Here is a 17,448-nt window from a genome sequence, read left to right as displayed (position 1 = left end):
TGTCTCGCTTACAGTGAAGGATCGTCTTTAGAAAGATAGTTTTGCACGTAATCAGCCACAGCTTTTTCCAAAGGCCATTTCGCTGCACTCATGCCGGCTGCCGACCATTTGTCTGTTTTTGCTTCTGTGAAGTACTGATATTGACCACGAATATTTTCAGGCATTTCAAGCCAGTTGATTTTCATCTCTTTACTCATGGCAGAGAAAACAGAACTTGCAAGATCAAGCCATGTGCGTGGTTTTCCGAAGCCCATGTTGTAAATACCGTTTGTCGGCTTTTTCTCCATGAGTTCCGCCATCCAACCCGTGACGTCTTTCACGTACACAAAGTCGCGCATGAATTCGCCGTCTTTGTATTTTGGATCCGCCGATTTAAAAAGTCCCAAAGAGCCATTGGCCTTGATTTGGTTGTAGGCTTTAAACGCTACGCTGGACATCGCTTCTTTGTGATATTCATTCGGCCCAAAGACATTAAAGAATTTCAAACCATACCAGTGCGGCGGAGTTTTTGTTTGCTTTAAAGCCCAACGATCAAAAAGAACTTTGGATTCGCCATACAAATTAAGCGGACGAAGTTTCTCTGGATCTGTGGTGTCGTCAAAACCAAGTTCACCAGCGCCATAGGTCGCAGCACTAGAAGCATAGATCATGTCTTTCTTGTATTCCGCACACCATTCAAAAATTCTTTGCGTGTAGTAAGTGTTGTTCTCCCAAAGAAACTCTTTGTTGGTTTCTGTCGTCGAAGAACAAGCACCCATGTGGATGATCCACGTGACTTCTTTTTTTGCTTTGTCGGTATTTAAGAAAGCCCAAAGTTCGTCTTTCAAAAGGAACTGACTGATTTTTCTTTTGCTTAAAAGATTGCGTTCGGAAAGACCGACAGAGTCTACGGCAACGATATCGGTATGACCTCTCTGGTTGAGTTCCCACACCATCACACTGCCAATAAAGCCATTTGCACCAGTAACAATAATCATAAAAATCCAGTCCTTCTTAGTCCTTTGAACCTATTACAGGAAGGGCTTTTTCTCAAGGAAAGGGGCGGCAAAAAGGACCTCTGTTGAGGGCCTGTTCAACCCAGAAAAAAATACTGAAAAAGCCCCTCAAAAGGGAACCAATTCGATCTGAGCAGGCACATCCATTGCTCAGGATTGTCACTAATCGGGAGGCGATGAGTGCTCAGTTCACCACGCATGTTCATATTCTCATTGTTTGTATTGGCCGTGGGGGTCAGTCTGTCCTTGTCACGTTCAAACAGTGGCACTTCCAAGGTTAAGTCCGTTGAGGACTACTGGGCTGAGACGGGGCTCGGCCCAGCTGCCTTGGAAGATCTTCTGCAAGACCAAACGTGTGGAAGCTCCGAGCGTTATTTCTTGGCCTGCACAAACTCCGTTCTCACAATTGCAAATCGTTTTAATTTAAGTCTCAATACCGATGGAAACTTGGTTCCCGTTCATGAAGCTTTGTCTAGCGACATGAGTTCCGAGAAAAAACAGCTTGAGCCATGGAGAGATTTCTTTACGAACAACACGGACAAAGCCGTGAAGATCTCTTTCATGAAAGCCTGGAAAGAACTTGAATCCCGTTACATCTCTTCCTCGCAAAAATCGATGATGGTGGGTTTGGGTTTAAACGGATTCATCTCTGTGTTTCGTGATCCACACACGTACTTGATGCCGGTCTCTCAGTTTAAAGAAGTCGTTTCAAAAGCCGACAACCGCTCTACAGCTTTGGGAGTCGTGCTGGGACTTTCTGGTGGTCAGTACGTAATTCGCAAAGTGACAGAAGGTAGTCCTGCAAAACTCGCGGGCCTTAAAAAAGGCGACGTCCTTTTAGAGATCAACGGTCATAAGCTCAAAGGCCTTTTGCAAGCGCGCGTGTCTGAGCTTTTAAAAGGCGAAGTGGGTGAGGCCAGTACTCTTTTGATCAGTCACGACGGGAACGAGAAAAAATATAAACTTCGTCGCACCGAAATCACGGTGGCCACTGTTTCCACACGCGTGATTGACGGTATCAAGCCTATCGGCGTTGTCGGTATTAACAAATTCGCTAAAGGTGCTTGTGAAAAAGTAAAAGAGTCTTTGGAGATTGTTAAAAAAGCACACGTCCGCGGATTGTTGTTAGACCTGCGTGACAATCCAGGCGGACAGATGGAAGAAGCGGCTTGTATCACGAGCTTGTTTGTCGGATCTGAAAAGAAAATCTTCGAAGTTCGTTATCTTGATCCAGGTAAAAAAGCGGAAGAATATTTTGGTGGAGAAGAAAAAATCTTTGATCTTCCGGTGGCCGTTCTTATCAACGGAGCCTCTGCAAGTGCTTCTGAAATCGTTGCGGGAGCTTTGCGTGACTTAAATCGCGCGGTTCTTGTTGGCGAAAGAACTTTCGGTAAGGGTTCCTTCCAGGAAGGCGAGTACTGGTCACAAAATAAAAAGATCGCTCTTTTTGAAACCAAAGGATTTTACTATCTGCCGTCAGGGCGCTCTCCGCAAATGAAAGGGCTGACTCCTGACGTGACAGTGAGTTTTGATAATATCTGGGTAGGACGCGAAAGCGATCAATTTATCAATCCATTGCGTGCGCCTGAGAAACAAATTCTCAATGCAGGAAAACCCTATTCTTCGGATTCATGTTTGGATATAGAGGAAAGTGCGACGGGCGAAGATCTTCAACTCTCAAAAGCGCGTCAGGTTTTATTCTGTGCAAGCACAGTGGCAAGAGCGGGGCTATGATTACGACAGATTTATTTAAACATAAATTTATTCCGGCAAAAAAGAAGTCGGACAATTTAATGATTGTTCTGCATGGCCGCGGTGACAGCATTAAGCCGTTTTTCTCTTTTAACGAAGAGCTCAATCTTCCCGAGATGAATTATCTTTTGCTGAACGCTCCTCGTCGCTTTATGGACGGTTACACTTGGTATGGAGAGCCTCCTTTTCAAGGTAAAGGCGTTCTTAAAATTCGCGAAAAACTTTTTGATCTTCTGAACGACTTAGAAAATCAAGGTTGGAAAAGCGAAAAGATTTTCCTCTTTGGATTTTCGCAAGGTTGTTTGATCAGTGCTGATATCGGTTTGAATTATCCAAAAAAATTAGGCGGCATCGTCGGTATTAGCGGCTACTTTAATTTCTACCCTCGTTGGAGAGCAAACCTTTCGCAGGAAGCTCGCCAAACCCCATGGATCTTCACGCACGGACACCAGGACGACATTCTTCCTCTTGAAGAAACTAAATACGGGGTGGATAAACTCAAAGACGCAGGCCTTCGTGTGGATTGGGTTGAAATGGAGAAAGACCACTCTCTTAAAGACGAGGAATATCCTATTATTCGACGTTGGGTCCGCGATCAACTCGCCGATTTAAAATAAATTTTTGTCAGACATGATGGCCATCATATAGAAGTCTCCAACGCCACCCGATATATTGCGTGAATGCAATACAAAGGGAGCTAAGTTATGGCAGACACATTCTTTAAATGGGACCAACAGAAGTTATCGACTCATGTTGAGGCAATGGACAACGAACACAAGAAGCTTGTTGATATTATGAACCGCCTCTATGAGCGCCACGAGGCCAAGGCGTCAAAGATTGAACTGAACTCGATCATTCGTGAGCTTGCCGCTTGGACGATCACACACTTCGAGCATGAAGAGAAATTTTTTGATACTCTTCCGTATTCTCATGCGGCCGTTCACAAAAAGATCCATAAAGATTTGATTGAAAGACTCAAAGGGCATCAGGCTGAGTTTGAAAAAACGGGTGTTCTTACTCCGGCGTTCTTTCAATTTCTTAAGACATGGCTAACAGCACACATTATGGGAATTGATACGAAATACGGAGAGATCGCCGTGAAACAAGCTGGCTAATGCGTTGGTGATTTCAATAGACTCTTCCATCTTTCAACGACGGCTCCGCTACTGGCATCGATACTCAGGCGGCTATCGTTGATTTCGACGGACTCTTTCTCTGGTTTCGGAACGGAGATATAAACTTTTTCGACTTTTTCCGAGACCGTGCCACCGAAGGCTGGAAGTTTTCTGAGAGAGTTGAATCCCCAAGCAACGACTATCAAAGAAGCACATACTAATGATGCGATCAAAACTTTTTTCTTCATATCTCTATCCCCATGGAATGGAGATATGCAAGGTCATGCCATGTTCGAAAATAAATTTAGTAATAAAGCGACGTTGAGAGAATAGACATCGCTCACTCTCTAGACAAAATCATCCAAGACATAAGGTCTCTTGATGAGACAGAAAAATTTCTGAAATTTAAGGTTGAGGTGTTCCCAAGAAGAACACCTAAATAGACTCGCTATGTTCTTCAACGAGGCTTAAGAGTTTCGCATACAGATCCATCTTCACCGCAGGAGTGGCTTGCAGGTCACGGTAAAAACGACTGACAGGAACTTCAGGAGCACCGTTGTTTTCAAACACCAAACGATCGACGATCTTTTGAATTTGATCCATCGAAAGACCTTTTTTCTTTTCGGTGATAATTTCTTCCACCATTTCAATCAAGGCGTTTCCTGTGATGCGCTTATCTGAATTGAGCTTGTCGGCTCGTTCACAAATGCCCTTCAAAATTGTTTCTGGTTTTTGTTTTCCTGCTGCAACTGTGACGAGTTCACGGTACAGCTCTTGGAAAGATTGTATATGACGTCGCTGTTTTTCACCCATGCGGGCATCACGTACTTTGGCGAAACCCGAAAGGATTGTTTTAAAAAACACGTTTTCTGTCATCCAGCGTTTTTCAAATGGCAATGGACTTTCCATCAAAAAGCGCGGCAATTCACGTAATATAGAGCGCATATTGTAAAGGGCCGGATGGTTGATGCCGTCAGCGACTTTTTCACTGCTACCACTGATCTTAGCGCGTTCAAAGAACGAAAATTCTTTATCAAAGCGCTCAAAAAGATTTTTCTGAGCAAAGATATGATTTCTTTGGCTTGCATTGAAACCCATGCGGTACAAAATGCGTTCTGCACGTTTCTCGTCAAAAAGCTGATTGAATTTTTCAACCTGAGGATGGCGTGAAAAAACACGCAATGGTTTTTTCTTTTTTGTTTTAAGATAATCCACCATTTGCGCAAACACTTGCACGATCAAACGGGCTTTTTGTTTTTGTTCATTCAAATTTGTCGAGAATCTTTCAACGTCATCATAACGATATTTGTCGTGACGAATTCCAAATTGGCGAACGCTGCCGTAATCAATAATTCCGGCATCCGCTAAAACGTTGTCACCATCCCAGTCAAGCCACGCAAAAATATAATCGATATCCATTTGTGCGGTGAAGTCTGCGAATGATTTGCAAACATGAGCCAGAAGTTCATCGTATTTTGCGTTGCCCTTCGCTGTGATATCCCACACTTTATTATCCGTCTGTCTATCGATCAGATAATCTGTCGCGGCTTTAAGGGCTTCATATTTTTCTTGTTTTAAATAAAGGAATAAGTGCGCTGGACGAATTAAGTTTGGAGCCGCGCGAACACCGATGCCGTAACCTTTTCCAAGATCAATCACACAAAGAACACGCTCTGTGCGAAGCCCCTGCAGATGCATAACCTCGGCAAGGATTGAGGCCGCTAAAAGCTCGTCAATTTCCGCTAAACCACAACCATAACCAAACTCAGTGCCACCGGTTTTTAAAGGCTTCTGTGCTTCAACAGCGCCTGGCGCCAAGCAAGTGACACCCGTACCACGGCTGGACACGTCCCATGTCATTCCACGGTGATAAACAGTGCCGTTCCAGATACCCCTACCATCGCCGGAAGTTTTACCTTGTTTGTTAGCGTGTTGCAGTTGCAAATAACGAGTCGCCATATAGCGGTGAGGACGAATCGTTTCAGGATCAACGCGACGGTGAGTGAGTTCGTCGTATTCATTGATGATTTGCAAAGAGAAAGTTTCAATAAGTTTCTTTTCAAGCTCTTCCGTCATCTGATGAGGATGATCGGGAGCGATCAGGCCCATTTCTTTTGCGAGTATGAAGTTGAAGTAGGCGACTTTTCCTGTTTGAAGTTCTCGCACCTTGTACGAGACATAGCCATCCTTAACAGCATCCATCCAAGGGTGAACACCATTGAGTTGATCAAAGGAAGAATAAAAGTTCGACAGTTCCTTGAGCTTTCGAGCGCCGCTATGTTTCATCGTCATGATGCTTCCACACTCCTTGTAGAAAAATGAGACACTCTTCATATCGGCAGGCCAGGCCTGCACTTTAATATTAAGCCCTAAAAAAATTCTTCCGAATACTGGACTGGACAAAATAAGGGGACTTCATGAAGACACCTGGATTTCTGCTTCTAGCGCTACTTTCCACAAGTTCATTTGCCGTTAACAAGGACATTTCCGGCCGTTTGATTCAACCTTCTTTCGCTTCGGCGCCGGCATGTGAAGAGCGTCCGGAGTTCCTTACGGAGATTCGTAACGATTTCGTCGGCACCGTGTCTCGCTTGCCAGAAGCGGTTTTGGTGGCAAGAGATGTCGAATATTATATTGAAGGCAAGCATGGGGACGAAGCGGTGAAGCTTTATGGTTATCAGTCTTTTTTGCAGCAAACAGCGGCGTCGCAAATTCTTTGTGGAAGCACTCCACAAGCTGGTAAAGAGCGCTTTTCTTTGCTGGCGCCCACTTTGATCGACACTAGGAAGCAACCAAAAATAGGCCAAAGTCTGTGGCAATTTCAGCTCATGACGGAAGGAAATAAGTACTCTTTCTGGAATTTAAAGAGCCCAGCCTTAAAAAATAAAACGGATCTGGAAAAGTGGCTTAAGAGTTCCGGCGCTCAATACAAGATCTATCAGCGCTCGCACACAGAGTTTGAGCTCATGCTGGTAAAAAAAGAGCGCGAGGTGACGCAGTATCTTTCCATTCGCTACGATTCAATTCCGGATATGCGCAATAACTAAAGTACTTGAACGGATAAATTGTATTTTTTAAAGAGAGCCTCCAACTTTTTGGAGGTTTTTAATTTTTGAACCGCACCATCGAATTCTTTTTTTGTGAGTTTGCTATGCGGGCTGATGGCGCAGGCAATAGGATACTCTTGCACTAAGAGACGCTGGCGCTTTTCTTCAATTTCAGGATGATTGCTTTTAAAGTAATCGAAAAACACTTCGTCGGTGGGTGCGTCTTCGCGCACGAGGGACTTATCTTGAAAGTACGGATTTAAGTTTGGATAAGTGTAATCCAGGGACGTTCCGATGACGACCCCCTTAAGCTCATCCAATGATTTCGGCAGAGGAGCCGGGCCAACGCAAGCACGGAATGCTCTCGTCCCAGGATTTGCGCAAGACTTGAAATGAATTCAGGCAAAATTCCTTGTGGCGTGTTCTGATCTAAAAAAAGCAAAGGTGGCGGCAGCGTGATCGGAACGCCCGCGCGCAAGGGAGCCTTGTTCGAAGCTTCTGTAAAAACCGGGAATAAAAAGAAAAGGACTAACAGTAAATGCATTATTTAAAGAGTGTAGTAGCAAATCCGCCGTAAGGGGTGCGCAAATTCGTGACTTGCCCCTGATAAATGCGAGCCAACACAAGCTGTAGTCGACCTTGATAGGCATAACAACGAAGGTCATATTTGAATTTTTGTTCGCCGTCAGGTGTTGTCAAATTCACTTCCGGCGCTGGAACGTACTCTTGAGCAATCATGTCGGCATTCATGATCTCATCAAAAGTTTTTTTGCTGACCGAAGCTCCTTTGTAAGATTGCTTTGAGCCAAAAGCGTTCTTCGGTTTGAAGAATAATTTCTTTCTTTCTGTCCAAATCTTATCGGCCATTGCGGGGCAGATGTCATAGGAAAGGGGAACTGTTTGGCGAATCAATTGAAGATCTTCTCCAACGAGGCCTTGTGACTCTAAGAAGCCGGGAACTCCCCAGTCAATCAAGCGTTGCTTGTCAGCCAATAACAAATATTCAAAAGGATTTGGTGACAAACAGACTTCGCGATTCAAAAACTTTTCACGCAATGTTTGGCTGCTGGGCTCTGTAAGAAAGAAATCCGTGTAGCGATTGTAGATAAATTCGGGATAGAAATTCTGGAACAGCTCACGGTAATCCTGGATGTGAGAATCCCATCCCCATGATTTGAAAAGTTCGTTGTAAACCAGGAACTCCACAAACAGTCGTTGCTCAGAAGGCGCTTCATCGGTGATGGCGATTTTTAGAGCGTCGGCGATGTTCTTACCCTGCAATCGCAACTCCGTACGAATGCTGTCGCCAATTTCTGCCAGGGAAAAATCAGAAATAGGCAGTGGGTGGCCTTTCATCTGATACATTTGATGGCCTAAAACCAGAAACGCGGCATTCGTATTGATTTCAATGAGTTTCAAATTTTGATTTTCATCGACGTGAAAATCGTAACTCATCATGATCGATTTATTTCCCGGGTCTTTAAGACCTTTTTCCGCAATAAGCTCTTTGTAGTGATTCAGATAAGAGGGCTTTTCACGCAAAGAAAAAAGCAAAGAGATGATTTTCTGTGCTTGTTCAAGAACGGATTTGGGAAGTTCAATTGCGAACGGTGAAATCAGATTTTCAGCGACAAGATTTTCCAGAGGCTGTTTATCTAGCCCCGGGAAAGAAGTTCTTAATTGTCGGATGTATTCTGATTTAATGTCTTTCATTATTTTAGCGGCGTGATGTGCTGATCGCCCTTTTTCCAGCCCGCTTGGCAAAGCTCACCGGATTGGCAGCCTTGAAGAACGCGTAAAATTTCTTTAGCGTCACGGCCTACAGACGTGTTGTGAATTCCTATGTACTGAAGTTTTTGATCAGGATCGATAATGAAAGTTCCGCGAGTCGCAATGCCACGGTCTTCGATAAGAACCCCATAATCACGGGCCATGCGTTTTGTTAAATCAGCAACCAAAGGGTAACCCAAATTGCCAAGATCGTCGCGCAACCAACGTTTGTGAGAGTGAACGGAGTCCACACTGCAACCAACAACAGAAGCTCCTGCCGCTTCAAAATCGCGTAAATGTTCGCGGAATTGAGTCAGCTCCGTAGGACATACGAATGTGAAGTCCAGTGGATAGAAAAATAAAATGAGCCATTTTCCTTTATAGTCATTCAAAGAGATATCTTTAACTTCACCGGCGTCGAAAACCGCTTGAGCTGAAAAATGAGGTGCTGGTTGGTTAATCATTGGCATGGACACTAACTCCTTGTATCTGCTATTTATAGATGCCTCCGATAGAGCGGAAACACAAGGAGAAACTGTGAAAATCATCTCTTGGAATGTGAATGGAATTAGAGCTTGTTACAAAAAAGGTCTCATGGATTTTGTGGGAGCGGAGAAGCCTGATATTTTTTGCGTTCAAGAGACAAAAGCTCATATTGATCAAATCGAGGAAGAGGCACGAAACTTACGTTGGGAGCACTCTTATTGGTCGTCAGCGAAACGTAAAGGTTATTCAGGCGTGGCGACTTTCACTCATGTAGAACCCAAAAGCGTGCAGTATCATTTCAACGAAATTCCTGATTATGAATCTGAAGGACGTATCGTGATGTCTGATCATGGCGCGTTTGATCTTTACAATATTTATTTTCCTAACGGTGGATCAGGAGTTGAGCGTCACAACTTCAAACAACAGTTTTTGAAAGATCTTAATATCCATCTAAAAGAAAAACTAAAAACCGGAAGGCAGGTCATTGTTGTCGGAGACTACAACGTGGCTCACGAGAACATCGACGTTTTTGACCCTGTGGGTTTGTCGAAAGAAAGCGGTTTTTTGCCGGAGGAACGCGTGTGGATGGATCAGTTTCTTGAACTGGGATTCATCGACACCTTCCGTTATTTTAAACCCACCGAAGCAAAGCGTTACTCGTGGTGGGATATGCGCACGTTTGGGCGCATTTCAAATCGCGGCTGGCGTATCGACTACATTTGTATTTCAAAAGGCCTTGAGAAATATCTGTCTTCAGCAGATATTCTCGAACAAATTGAAGGATCCGATCATTGCCCTGTGGTGGCAACGTTGGATCTGTAAGGAGCCCTTGTGTTTTTTATTCCCTTTCCCTTGGTCATTGCTGAAATCGTGATTTTCTTTTTGGCTGTGCAAGAGTGGGGCTTTCTGAACACGTTAGGTTTTTATCTGCTGCCGTGTCTTTTGGGATTTTTTATCGTGGCAACAGTAGGACGCATGGCCGTGATGACGTTGCAATCAACGGTGATGCGCGGTCAGCTTCCGGCGTCACGCATCTTGCACTCGGGCGCGATCTTTCTTTCGGGCTTGTTGTTTTTAATTCCTTCATTCTTTGCACGTGTCTTGGCCTTGGTTTTATTTTTGCCAGGTCTTCGGCACATTGCTGTGTGGAGATTTAAAGCGTACATGGCAAAACAAATCGCAAAAGGCTCTGCGAACTTTAACTTCGGTGGTAGCGGTGGACCTTTCGGTTTTGGCATGGGCAATATGGGCGGCGGAGGTTTTCGTTATTATGAATACCGCAGTGACGGAACAGGATTCGATCAAACTCCCGAAGAGCGCGAGGTTTTCGAATCCAATGTCTTGGACGTTACGCCTTTAAAAATTGTTCACGAGAAAAAAGAAGATTCAGGAAACGGTGAGGACTCAAAAAGCTAACGGAAAAAAGGTACCAGGTACCTTTTTCTTATTTCGCAGAAGAAATCACGCGGCCTTTTTTATTGTCAGCCACGATAGGACCGAAATACTTTCTGAACATGCTTTGCCCAAGGTGAGCTGACTTCACTGTCCAGAATTTTTTATTCACAGTGATCGCAGCAACGGCGATCTTGCGTTCATTGTCTAAAGCGTAACCCACGAACCAGTCGACACGGCCACGAGGGTTGTCGCCCGTAAGGTGACCGGTTTTTCCACCCATTTCAATTTCGCGGAACTTGCGGTCTTTCATGATCGGACGGAACGAGCGGCGAGATGTTCCCGAAGCCACGGTTTGCTCCATCAACTCGCGAACTTTTGCAGCCGACTCTTTCGTCATGATGTTGCCATTGGTAAGTGTGGCACCTTCATAAAGAGTTTCGCCGTTTTCGTCTTTTACAGAATCAATAAGGTAAGGGATCACAACTTGACCGTCGTTAGCAACCGACGCTGCGATCATCGCACCTTGTACAGGGCTCATGCGATTTGTTTTGTTATAGCCGGAAGCGGCCTCTGCCAATTCAAAACCTTTTCCTGGAGGAATGTAGGCAACACCCATATCCACGGGGAAGTCCGCAGGGATTTCTTGATTGAACATGAAACGGTTCGCGTATTCATTTAGATCTTCAGGGTGAAGATTCTCAATGCTTAAGCGTCCAAACGCTGTATTGATGGATCTTGCAAAAGCGTCTTTCAAAGTAATGACATTCGTCCAACGAGTGACTTTATCTGAAAGAACATTTTTCTTATAAAGAGTGTACGCGCCACCGTTGTAGCGGATCTTATGCTCGGGAGTCACACCGGCTTTGTCGACCGCTGCCGTTGCAGTCACAACTTTGAAAACGGAAGCAGCTGGAAAGGTCGCTTGCAGGTTTAAGTTAGTGGCTTGCGGATTGTCGCGCTGAAAACTCGACATCGCTAAAACCTCACCGGTGGAAGCATCAATCATAAAGATCGCACCGTAGTCAGGCTTATAAGATTTCAAAAGGCGATCGGCTTCGCGCTGAAGATCTTCATCCAGCGTATAGCTTAAGGTCACAGTGTGATCTTCACCATTCCATGGAAGCGCCGCCTTTTCAGGAAATTGATTCGAACGAACTTTGTCGCCAAGAGCTTTGGCGATTTGAACGCGCTGATCGAGTTGAGTTTGAATTTTCTTGTGCACTTGAGCTTCTTGGCTTTCGGAAGCCGTGAAGCCCATGAGAGAATAAAGGCCACAAAGGCAGGCACCTGAAAATGCGAATAGTTTTAACAACTTATATTTGTTTTTAGAACGCATTATTTTATGGTAGCACCAAGAAATAAACGCTTACAAGGCTAATCTCGAAAGAAGACGCCGGAAACCCATATCTCGTGCGCTTTTCGGGCTGTTCTTACGTGACTCTCAGAGGGACTTGGACTAAAGACTAATTTACATGAAGACCAAAGAACGCATCCTCCTTACTTCCATCGAACTCTTCAATCGCAGCGGCGTCGTGGCTATCACGACCAATCACATCGCAAAGGCGATGGATATCAGCCCTGGAAACCTTTATTTCCACTATGACAATAAGGAAGAAATCTTGGTGGAGCTTTTTAAGCGTATGGCAAAGGACACCTACGATGTTTGGCGTCCTCGTCGCACGAAAAAAGCAAGCCCTTTGGAATTCATCAACCAGAACTTTGAACTGTACTGGCGCTACCGCTTCTTCCACCGTGAGATGTACGCTCTACGTCGTCGTGATCAGCAGCTTGCGAAAATGTGGAGAGCCCACATCCAAAAAATGATGAAGTTGATGGTCATCCTTTACCGCCAATGGGTGAAGGACGGAAAGATGGCGAAGATCGACGAAGTTTCTGAAATGCAGTACATTGCCGAGTCTTTGCTCGCAATGGCGACCACGTTCTTGCAGTTCTTTGAATCCGCTGAAAAACAACCCGGCAAGCGCAGTATTGAGCGTGGTAAGCATCACGTAGCACGTCTTCTTTTGCCGTACACTTCTGGCGAAACAAAGAACGAGTTTGAAAAATTTCTCAAGTCCAAGCCAAAAACGTCACCTGAGGTGTAATTTAACGCCCTTTCAGGTGGCAAGATCGTTGCTTTAGTGGGAGCCATAACGAAAGGCTCCCCCAAAATGAAAACTATCGTTGCGTTTTTCTCTACCGTTCTTTTTGCTGCCAATTCTTATTCAGCCACTCCGTGTGCGGAACTCAAACAAGAACTGAAAGCCATGCAAGCTGCTCAACAGCAGGTGGTGGCGAGCCTTATCAATAATCACGAAACTTTTGCTTCTTCTTTGGAGGAGTATTCCACTGTTGTGAAAACGGCCAAAGGGTCTTCAGTTAAAGCCGTTTCTTCACAAATGGACGAATCAGCGCAGGCCTTCCGCTCTCGCGGTGTTCAGGGGAAAAAAATGGCTGCCAAACTCAACGATGCCACGGGGGACTTGTTGGCGCGTGTAGCTTCTTGTCTTAAGTAATCTGCCTCAGCTTGCGCTCGCTTCTTCGGGGGAAGATACAAGCGAGCGTATTGGGAAGGCGGCCGTTCTAGGTCGCCTTCATTTTCGTTTAAGCCTCTTCATCAGCTTTCTTTCTGTCATCTATCAATTCGAACTGTTTCATAATGAGATTTAGCAGGGATAAACTGCTTTCTACGTTTCTTTTCTCTCAGCCAAGGGCTAGAATTTCTAACGCGCTGCGCTTGATTGTGGGGTTCTAATCAAGAAGTTGGTTATAATTTTAAGAAACTGACGAGGAAATCCTCCTCTGAGGACTTCTGGGTCGGCGCATCTATGGCCACATTCAGGGATTCATCAAGATTTTCATAGATTTGTTTAATTTTAAGTTAATGTAAGATTTTTTAGTTGCAAAATTTACATAGGTAGAACTTAATAGGTCAGTTCCAAATTGGCACTTAAGCTGGAAGGAACAGGGGGGCAATATGGCTATCTCTGAAAAGCTCGTCGCTGAATGCAGACAAAAGCTTTTGCAATCGAAGCAAGACATCCTCAACAGAGTGAAAGAGGCTCGATTGAACTTGGACCAGAACGAGGAAAAGGGTGGAGACGAAGGTGATCAAACCGTTCGTGTGTTGGCTGAACAAGAATTCCTCAGCATGCACGAAAGACTCCGCTCACAATTGATGGAAATCGAAAGCGCTTTGGCTCGCATCGAGAGCGGTTCTTTCGGTTACTGCGAAGAGACAGAAGAGGAAATCGAACCGGAGAGACTTCGCGCGATTCCTTGGACTCGTCTTAGCATCGAGGGTGCTGAAATTCGCGAATCCATGAACAAACGCTACGCTCGCGGCTAAATCTACAGCGTACTTTATATATAGATATCATCTCGAGGGGATTTAAGGGGATGCGGCTTCATTGCGTGCATCCCCTTTGTTTTTTTATTTGAGTGCCTTTTGTACGAGTTTCCGCATTTCGGGGACGAGTTCTTTTTCAAACCAGGGATTTTTTTTGAGCCAAATATTATTTCGCGGAGACGGATGTGGCATGGGAATAAACTGCGGATAGAACTTTTCCCAGTTTTTCACTGTTGCCGTGAGATCTTTTGCATGAGACGGCAGGAAGTGGTCGATCGCATAGCCGCCGACAAGAATGTGCAGTTCTATCTCTGTGAGATGCTCACGAATTTGCGTCATCCATTTCTTCGCGCATTCAGGACGGGGAGGAAGGTCGCCGGATGTTCCTTTTCCGGGATAACAAAAACCCATTGGCACGATCGCAATTTTATTGGCGTCATAGAAGTCTTCTTTGGAAATTCCAAGCCACTGACGAAGGCGATCGCCACTGGCATCATTCCACGGGGTTTCGCTGTCGTGAGCTTTGATCCCTGGCGCTTGTCCTGTGATTAGAATTTTTGATGATGCTGAAAAATTCAAAATAGGGCGCGGCTCTAAGGGCAAATCTTTGCGACAAAGTGTGCATTTTCGAATTTTTTTAAGGAGGACATCGTCTTTCATTCGTCACTAGGATACTCGAAGGAGGATTTTTAGAGCGAGCCATTTCCCGAAAGACAAACTAAAGGCGGGGAAGAATTAATGGTTTCTATTGCACCAAGTGCAAATATATTTCTGAGTTCCGCTAAAGTTTCCGACGTAGTTAGCAATATAGGGAGCTGTGCAGGCCGCAGGAGAAGTTACAATACCTTGGTTGCTATTTATGCAACGAAGATCGGGATTGCATCGCAAACTCACTGGAGAATTAATGCCATCAAAAGCGCCGCCGACAGCTTCGCAGGCCTCCGCCAATGAGCCAGGCCCGAAGCATTGCTGAATGCGCGCCGCTGTCGAGCTTATCGGAAGAACATTGATGTAAATAGGAATTCTGCGTTCGGCTGGTTGGGGATTCCAAGAAACGTCTTTCGGAGTAAGAATAATTTCGGCTTCATACTTATTGAGACCTCCAATGAAGGGAGGCCAATCCAAAGTCACAACCCGCGGGTTGCCGTTTTGGTCTAAGGATCTTTTTTTAACGATGATTCGAACTGTTTCTATGGTGATATCGGACTGAGCACTTCTCCAGCCATCTTGCAACGGACCCGGATCACCTGCGTAATTCGTATTGATTCGTAAAGGCTGCTCGACATTGATAAGTGTGGGATTGATTGTTTGAGGCAAAGAACCAAGAACGCGAGCGCACGAGACTCCGTCGTTAATTTCAAGACGAAGCGCTGTGATCATCGCTTGGAACTCTTGCTGGCGTCTGCGTGTTGCCGCAGATTCATCAGAAGTTTTTAAGTATTGCACTAAGATAGGAAAAAGCACCGCCACAAGTGCCACAATGCTTAAAGTTATAATGAAGGCGGAGCCCTTTTTGTTTAACTGCATTGCATGCAAATGTAAAAGTCCTCCTGGTTTGTGATGGTCGTTGTACATTTTTTTCCGCAGCTGACTTCATGAGTATGAATGAATCTTCCCAGAATGGAGGGCGTTGCTCCGGAAGGACACGAGGTCGTATTCGTGATAGGATTTCTATAGTCTCCACTAAACGAAGGATCGCAACCACTGTCACTTGGCGAGCAAGTAAGCACAATATAAGTTCCCTTCATCTGGCAATTCGTCGCAGGTTTACATGTGTTCGAAGAGGCAACGTAAGTACCTCCCATAGCCGTACATGCATCTGCCAATGAAGTTTCGATGTGACATTGTGCGATTGTGTTCGTAGGGCCAATAAGGATAGGCACTTCAATAAAGCGCGTTCTCATTTCCACGTTAGTCCCGGCTGTTTGCTCTTCGAAACCGATTTTGATTTGTGCGACTTTGCGTGTGTAGATGTTCGTACCGATTTGCAAAGTGGAAGGTGCAGCACCTTTATCTTTGATCGTCACATTTTTAATCAGCAGTTGATTGTTGATTCGGAAATTGTCGGCAATAGGAAGATTGTTTCCGCCGTAGCCGTTGTAGCCGTTAATCGTCAGAGGAGTTTCGCTCGCGGTAGGTGCAGGTAGATTCATTAGAGCAGCACTGCAGCCCGCAGCGCTTTGCAACCACTTTCCAAGGGAATTCATGAATTCATTGGACTCTGTTTTATTCACGATATTTGCTTGGCGTTTGAATACCACTTGGATGATGGCACCAACTCCTATTGAGACTGTTGCGAGTATGGCTAAGCTCACAAGAATTTCAACAAGGGTAAAACCATTCTTATTTTGATACATATACGTTCCAGTAAAAATTAAAAACAGTTAGATCTTCGAGCGACCGATATTTTCATCTACGTACTATCATTTCAGCACATGTTTGGTAAAATTAAAACGACATGAAACAAAAAACCTTTTTGTACGTTCTGTTGGGTTTAATAATCTTAGCGGGAATCGCTAGCTTCAAGAAGCATTCAATCTCATTTTCTCATTCTCAAAATGAGCGGAAAGAATCTGCATTCGATTTTCGCCGAGGAACACCTAGCGAACATAGCGACTCTTCATTCGAGAGTTCCTCCTCATGGTCTCCCTCCTCAACCTCATCTTCACGTTCACAAATGAGTTTCTTTGAAGCAGCTTATGCCCGTGTCGCAGATTTTCTTGGTTTTGAAAATGCATCGAAATCTTCTTCTCTTTCGTCGAGCTCTTCGTCTGCTGCTGATATTTCTGGAGGGGGAAGTGGACGCGGCGGTGCGGGCGGCGGTGGCGGAGGAGGAGCTGGTGCCGGCGGTGGCTCCGACGAGGGCGGAAAAAAATCTGGAAACAAAGGCGGCGGCGGTGGAGGAAGTTCTGCTTCAAAACCTAGTGGTGGCTCTGGCGGTGACACTCAAAAAGGTGATGACGATGAAGACGATGATGAGGACGATCCCTCTTCAATGCCTGGCAATCAGCCACTTCCGGATCCTATTCAAGTCGCGTCTGAACAAGCAAAAAATAATTTTACTTCAGAATCGCATCTTGCGGTTCCGTATCCCAACGATTTGAATTATCGTCCGTTGGACATTGAAGATGGTGTTGCTGCCATTCATGGGTACAACACACAAACACAAGTGAATCTCAGTTTAATGGCCAAAGCAGGAACCTACGGGCCCACAGAACTGCAAGGATTTTTGGAGGAGTATGGTTCCGCCATACCTGGATTTAAATCAGCTATTATAGATAATATTTCTGAGAGTTCGGCAGACCGTCCGCCCGCGCAGTCAGGAAGCGGGTTAAAGCCTCCTTATCTTTGGTCGATGCAACTGGGAAGCAATACTTTGACAGTGGCGCTTGTTCAAAGAGAGGATGGCCAAGGAACTTACCTTGCTGTTCTTTCTGGGCCGACTTCTTACATTGATAACAACGAAGACAAGTATGATGCCATCTACAACCAGATTAAAGCGAATCCTTAATTTTAATTATCTTGAACGACAGCTATTT

General features: G+C 45.0%; 20 protein-coding genes. 10 read left to right on the top strand and 10 right to left on the bottom strand.

The annotated features are described in order from the left end of the window. Positions 1–8: 8 nt before the first annotated feature. On the bottom strand, positions 9–977 hold the full coding sequence (gene rfaD / locus AAAA78_RS16675; protein WP_340593237.1) for an ADP-glyceromanno-heptose 6-epimerase: 969 nt from the start codon (positions 975–977) through the stop codon (positions 9–11). 198 nt (positions 978–1,175) lie between these two features. Between rfaD and AAAA78_RS16670 the strand changes: the two genes are divergently transcribed. From AAAA78_RS16670 to AAAA78_RS16660, 3 genes are all read left to right on the top strand, one after another. Then, positions 1,176–2,729 (top strand): S41 family peptidase, encoded by a 1,554-nt coding sequence (locus AAAA78_RS16670; protein WP_340593236.1) that lies wholly within the window; start codon positions 1,176–1,178, stop codon positions 2,727–2,729. Then, on the top strand, positions 2,726–3,364 hold the full coding sequence (locus AAAA78_RS16665; protein ID WP_340593235.1) for an alpha/beta hydrolase: 639 nt from the start codon (positions 2,726–2,728) through the stop codon (positions 3,362–3,364). The genes AAAA78_RS16670 and AAAA78_RS16665 overlap by 4 nt, the downstream gene beginning before the upstream one ends. Positions 3,365–3,451: 87 nt before the next feature. Further along, entirely contained in the window at positions 3,452–3,862 is a 411-nt protein-coding gene (locus AAAA78_RS16660; protein ID WP_340593234.1) for a bacteriohemerythrin, read from the top strand. Here AAAA78_RS16660 and AAAA78_RS16655 read toward each other — a convergent pair. Continuing rightward, the gene (locus AAAA78_RS16655; protein ID WP_340593233.1) at positions 3,859–4,110 is read right to left on the bottom strand and encodes a hypothetical protein; all 252 of its coding nucleotides are present in this window, start codon (positions 4,108–4,110) and stop codon (positions 3,859–3,861) included. The two genes, AAAA78_RS16660 and AAAA78_RS16655, sit on opposite strands and share 4 nt — an antisense overlap. A gap of 187 nt (positions 4,111–4,297) precedes the next feature. Continuing rightward, positions 4,298–6,154, bottom strand: a complete 1,857-nt coding sequence (locus tag AAAA78_RS16650; RefSeq protein WP_340593232.1) for a hypothetical protein — start codon at positions 6,152–6,154, stop codon at positions 4,298–4,300. A gap of 125 nt (positions 6,155–6,279) precedes the next feature. Between AAAA78_RS16650 and AAAA78_RS16645 the strand changes: the two genes are divergently transcribed. Beyond that, positions 6,280–6,909 (top strand): hypothetical protein, encoded by a 630-nt coding sequence (locus tag AAAA78_RS16645; protein WP_340593231.1) that lies wholly within the window; start codon positions 6,280–6,282, stop codon positions 6,907–6,909. Here AAAA78_RS16645 and AAAA78_RS16640 read toward each other — a convergent pair. The 3 genes from AAAA78_RS16640 to AAAA78_RS16630 form a co-directional block, all read right to left on the bottom strand. Further along, complete coding sequence (locus tag AAAA78_RS16640; RefSeq protein WP_340593230.1) at positions 6,906–7,229, bottom strand: hypothetical protein; 324 nt, start codon at positions 7,227–7,229, stop codon at positions 6,906–6,908. The genes AAAA78_RS16645 and AAAA78_RS16640 overlap by 4 nt on opposite strands. 223 nt (positions 7,230–7,452) lie before the next feature. Next, complete coding sequence (locus tag AAAA78_RS16635) at positions 7,453–8,622, bottom strand: hypothetical protein (RefSeq protein WP_340593229.1); 1,170 nt, start codon at positions 8,620–8,622, stop codon at positions 7,453–7,455. Continuing rightward, positions 8,622–9,149 (bottom strand): peroxiredoxin, encoded by a 528-nt coding sequence (locus AAAA78_RS16630; RefSeq protein ID WP_340593228.1) that lies wholly within the window; start codon positions 9,147–9,149, stop codon positions 8,622–8,624. Before AAAA78_RS16630 ends, AAAA78_RS16635 begins: the two co-directional genes overlap by 1 nt. Positions 9,150–9,216: 67 nt before the next feature. Between AAAA78_RS16630 and AAAA78_RS16625 the strand changes: the two genes are divergently transcribed. Both AAAA78_RS16625 and AAAA78_RS16620 read left to right on the top strand, forming a co-directional pair. Next, a complete protein-coding gene (locus tag AAAA78_RS16625; protein ID WP_295904599.1) occupies positions 9,217–9,987 on the top strand; it encodes an exodeoxyribonuclease III in 771 nt (256 codons plus the stop codon). 9 nt (positions 9,988–9,996) lie between these two features. Then, on the top strand, positions 9,997–10,581 hold the full coding sequence (locus AAAA78_RS16620; protein ID WP_340593227.1) for an FxsA family protein: 585 nt from the start codon (positions 9,997–9,999) through the stop codon (positions 10,579–10,581). 28 nt (positions 10,582–10,609) lie between these two features. On the opposite strand, the gene AAAA78_RS16615 is transcribed toward AAAA78_RS16620, so the two are convergent. Then, positions 10,610–11,896, bottom strand: a complete 1,287-nt coding sequence (locus AAAA78_RS16615; protein WP_340593226.1) for a penicillin-binding transpeptidase domain-containing protein — start codon at positions 11,894–11,896, stop codon at positions 10,610–10,612. 136 nt (positions 11,897–12,032) lie between these two features. Here AAAA78_RS16615 and AAAA78_RS16610 point away from each other — a divergent pair, with 136 nt between their 5' ends. The 3 genes from AAAA78_RS16610 (at position 12,033) to AAAA78_RS16600 (ending at position 13,909) form a co-directional block, all read left to right on the top strand. Beyond that, entirely contained in the window at positions 12,033–12,665 is a 633-nt protein-coding gene (locus tag AAAA78_RS16610) for a TetR/AcrR family transcriptional regulator (protein ID WP_340593224.1), read from the top strand. A gap of 66 nt (positions 12,666–12,731) precedes the next feature. Next, positions 12,732–13,076, top strand: coding sequence for a hypothetical protein (locus tag AAAA78_RS16605; protein WP_340593223.1), 345 nt, complete (start codon positions 12,732–12,734; stop codon positions 13,074–13,076). Positions 13,077–13,537: 461 nt separating this feature from the next. Further along, positions 13,538–13,909, top strand: coding sequence for a TraR/DksA family transcriptional regulator (locus AAAA78_RS16600; RefSeq protein ID WP_295900723.1), 372 nt, complete (start codon positions 13,538–13,540; stop codon positions 13,907–13,909). An 84-nt stretch (positions 13,910–13,993) separates the two neighbouring features. Here AAAA78_RS16600 and AAAA78_RS16595 read toward each other — a convergent pair whose 3' ends face one another. The 3 genes from AAAA78_RS16595 to AAAA78_RS16585 all read right to left on the bottom strand — a co-directional run bounded on the left by AAAA78_RS16595 (position 13,994) and on the right by AAAA78_RS16585 (position 16,266). After that, positions 13,994–14,569, bottom strand: a complete 576-nt coding sequence (locus AAAA78_RS16595) for a uracil-DNA glycosylase family protein (protein WP_340593222.1) — start codon at positions 14,567–14,569, stop codon at positions 13,994–13,996. 75 nt (positions 14,570–14,644) lie between these two features. After that, complete coding sequence (locus AAAA78_RS16590; protein WP_340593221.1) at positions 14,645–15,436, bottom strand: hypothetical protein; 792 nt, start codon at positions 15,434–15,436, stop codon at positions 14,645–14,647. Further along, positions 15,427–16,266 carry a prepilin-type N-terminal cleavage/methylation domain-containing protein gene (locus AAAA78_RS16585; protein WP_340593219.1) on the bottom strand — a complete coding sequence of 280 codons (840 nt, stop codon included), beginning with the start codon at positions 16,264–16,266 and terminating at the stop codon, positions 15,427–15,429. Before AAAA78_RS16585 ends, AAAA78_RS16590 begins: the two co-directional genes overlap by 10 nt. A gap of 320 nt (positions 16,267–16,586) precedes the next feature. Between AAAA78_RS16585 and AAAA78_RS16580 the strand changes: the two genes are divergently transcribed. Beyond that, positions 16,587–17,420 carry a hypothetical protein gene (locus AAAA78_RS16580; RefSeq protein WP_340593218.1) on the top strand — a complete coding sequence of 278 codons (834 nt, stop codon included), beginning with the start codon at positions 16,587–16,589 and terminating at the stop codon, positions 17,418–17,420. Positions 17,421–17,448: the final 28 nt, after the last annotated feature.

Origin of the sequence: Bdellovibrio sp. BCCA (genome assembly GCF_037996825.1) — a bacterium.
In the GTDB taxonomy this organism is placed as follows: domain Bacteria; phylum Bdellovibrionota; class Bdellovibrionia; order Bdellovibrionales; family Bdellovibrionaceae; genus Bdellovibrio.
This window is presented reverse-complemented; position numbering and strand designations above follow the sequence as displayed.

Excerpts from the sequence above, each read along its gene's own strand:
- rfaD (WP_340593237.1), bottom strand. The coding sequence starts at position 977 with ATGATTATTGTTACTGGTGCAAATGGCTTTATTGGCAGTGTGATGGTG.
- AAAA78_RS16665 (WP_340593235.1), top strand. The coding sequence starts at position 2,726 with ATGATTACGACAGATTTATTTAAACATAAATTTATTCCGGCAAAAAAG.
- AAAA78_RS16660 (WP_340593234.1), top strand. The coding sequence starts at position 3,452 with ATGGCAGACACATTCTTTAAATGGGACCAACAGAAGTTATCGACTCAT.
- AAAA78_RS16655 (WP_340593233.1), bottom strand. The coding sequence starts at position 4,110 with ATGAAGAAAAAAGTTTTGATCGCATCATTAGTATGTGCTTCTTTGATA.
- AAAA78_RS16650 (WP_340593232.1), bottom strand. The coding sequence starts at position 6,154 with ATGACGATGAAACATAGCGGCGCTCGAAAGCTCAAGGAACTGTCGAAC.
- AAAA78_RS16645 (WP_340593231.1), top strand. The coding sequence starts at position 6,280 with ATGAAGACACCTGGATTTCTGCTTCTAGCGCTACTTTCCACAAGTTCA.
- AAAA78_RS16635 (WP_340593229.1), bottom strand. The coding sequence starts at position 8,622 with ATGAAAGACATTAAATCAGAATACATCCGACAATTAAGAACTTCTTTC.
- AAAA78_RS16630 (WP_340593228.1), bottom strand. The coding sequence starts at position 9,149 with ATGCCAATGATTAACCAACCAGCACCTCATTTTTCAGCTCAAGCGGTT.
- AAAA78_RS16615 (WP_340593226.1), bottom strand. The coding sequence starts at position 11,896 with ATGCGTTCTAAAAACAAATATAAGTTGTTAAAACTATTCGCATTTTCA.
- AAAA78_RS16610 (WP_340593224.1), top strand. The coding sequence starts at position 12,033 with ATGAAGACCAAAGAACGCATCCTCCTTACTTCCATCGAACTCTTCAAT.
- AAAA78_RS16605 (WP_340593223.1), top strand. The coding sequence starts at position 12,732 with ATGAAAACTATCGTTGCGTTTTTCTCTACCGTTCTTTTTGCTGCCAAT.
- AAAA78_RS16600 (WP_295900723.1), top strand. The coding sequence starts at position 13,538 with ATGGCTATCTCTGAAAAGCTCGTCGCTGAATGCAGACAAAAGCTTTTG.
- AAAA78_RS16595 (WP_340593222.1), bottom strand. The coding sequence starts at position 14,569 with ATGAAAGACGATGTCCTCCTTAAAAAAATTCGAAAATGCACACTTTGT.
- AAAA78_RS16590 (WP_340593221.1), bottom strand. The coding sequence starts at position 15,436 with ATGCAGTTAAACAAAAAGGGCTCCGCCTTCATTATAACTTTAAGCATT.
- AAAA78_RS16585 (WP_340593219.1), bottom strand. The coding sequence starts at position 16,266 with ATGTATCAAAATAAGAATGGTTTTACCCTTGTTGAAATTCTTGTGAGC.
- AAAA78_RS16580 (WP_340593218.1), top strand. The coding sequence starts at position 16,587 with ATGAGTTTCTTTGAAGCAGCTTATGCCCGTGTCGCAGATTTTCTTGGT.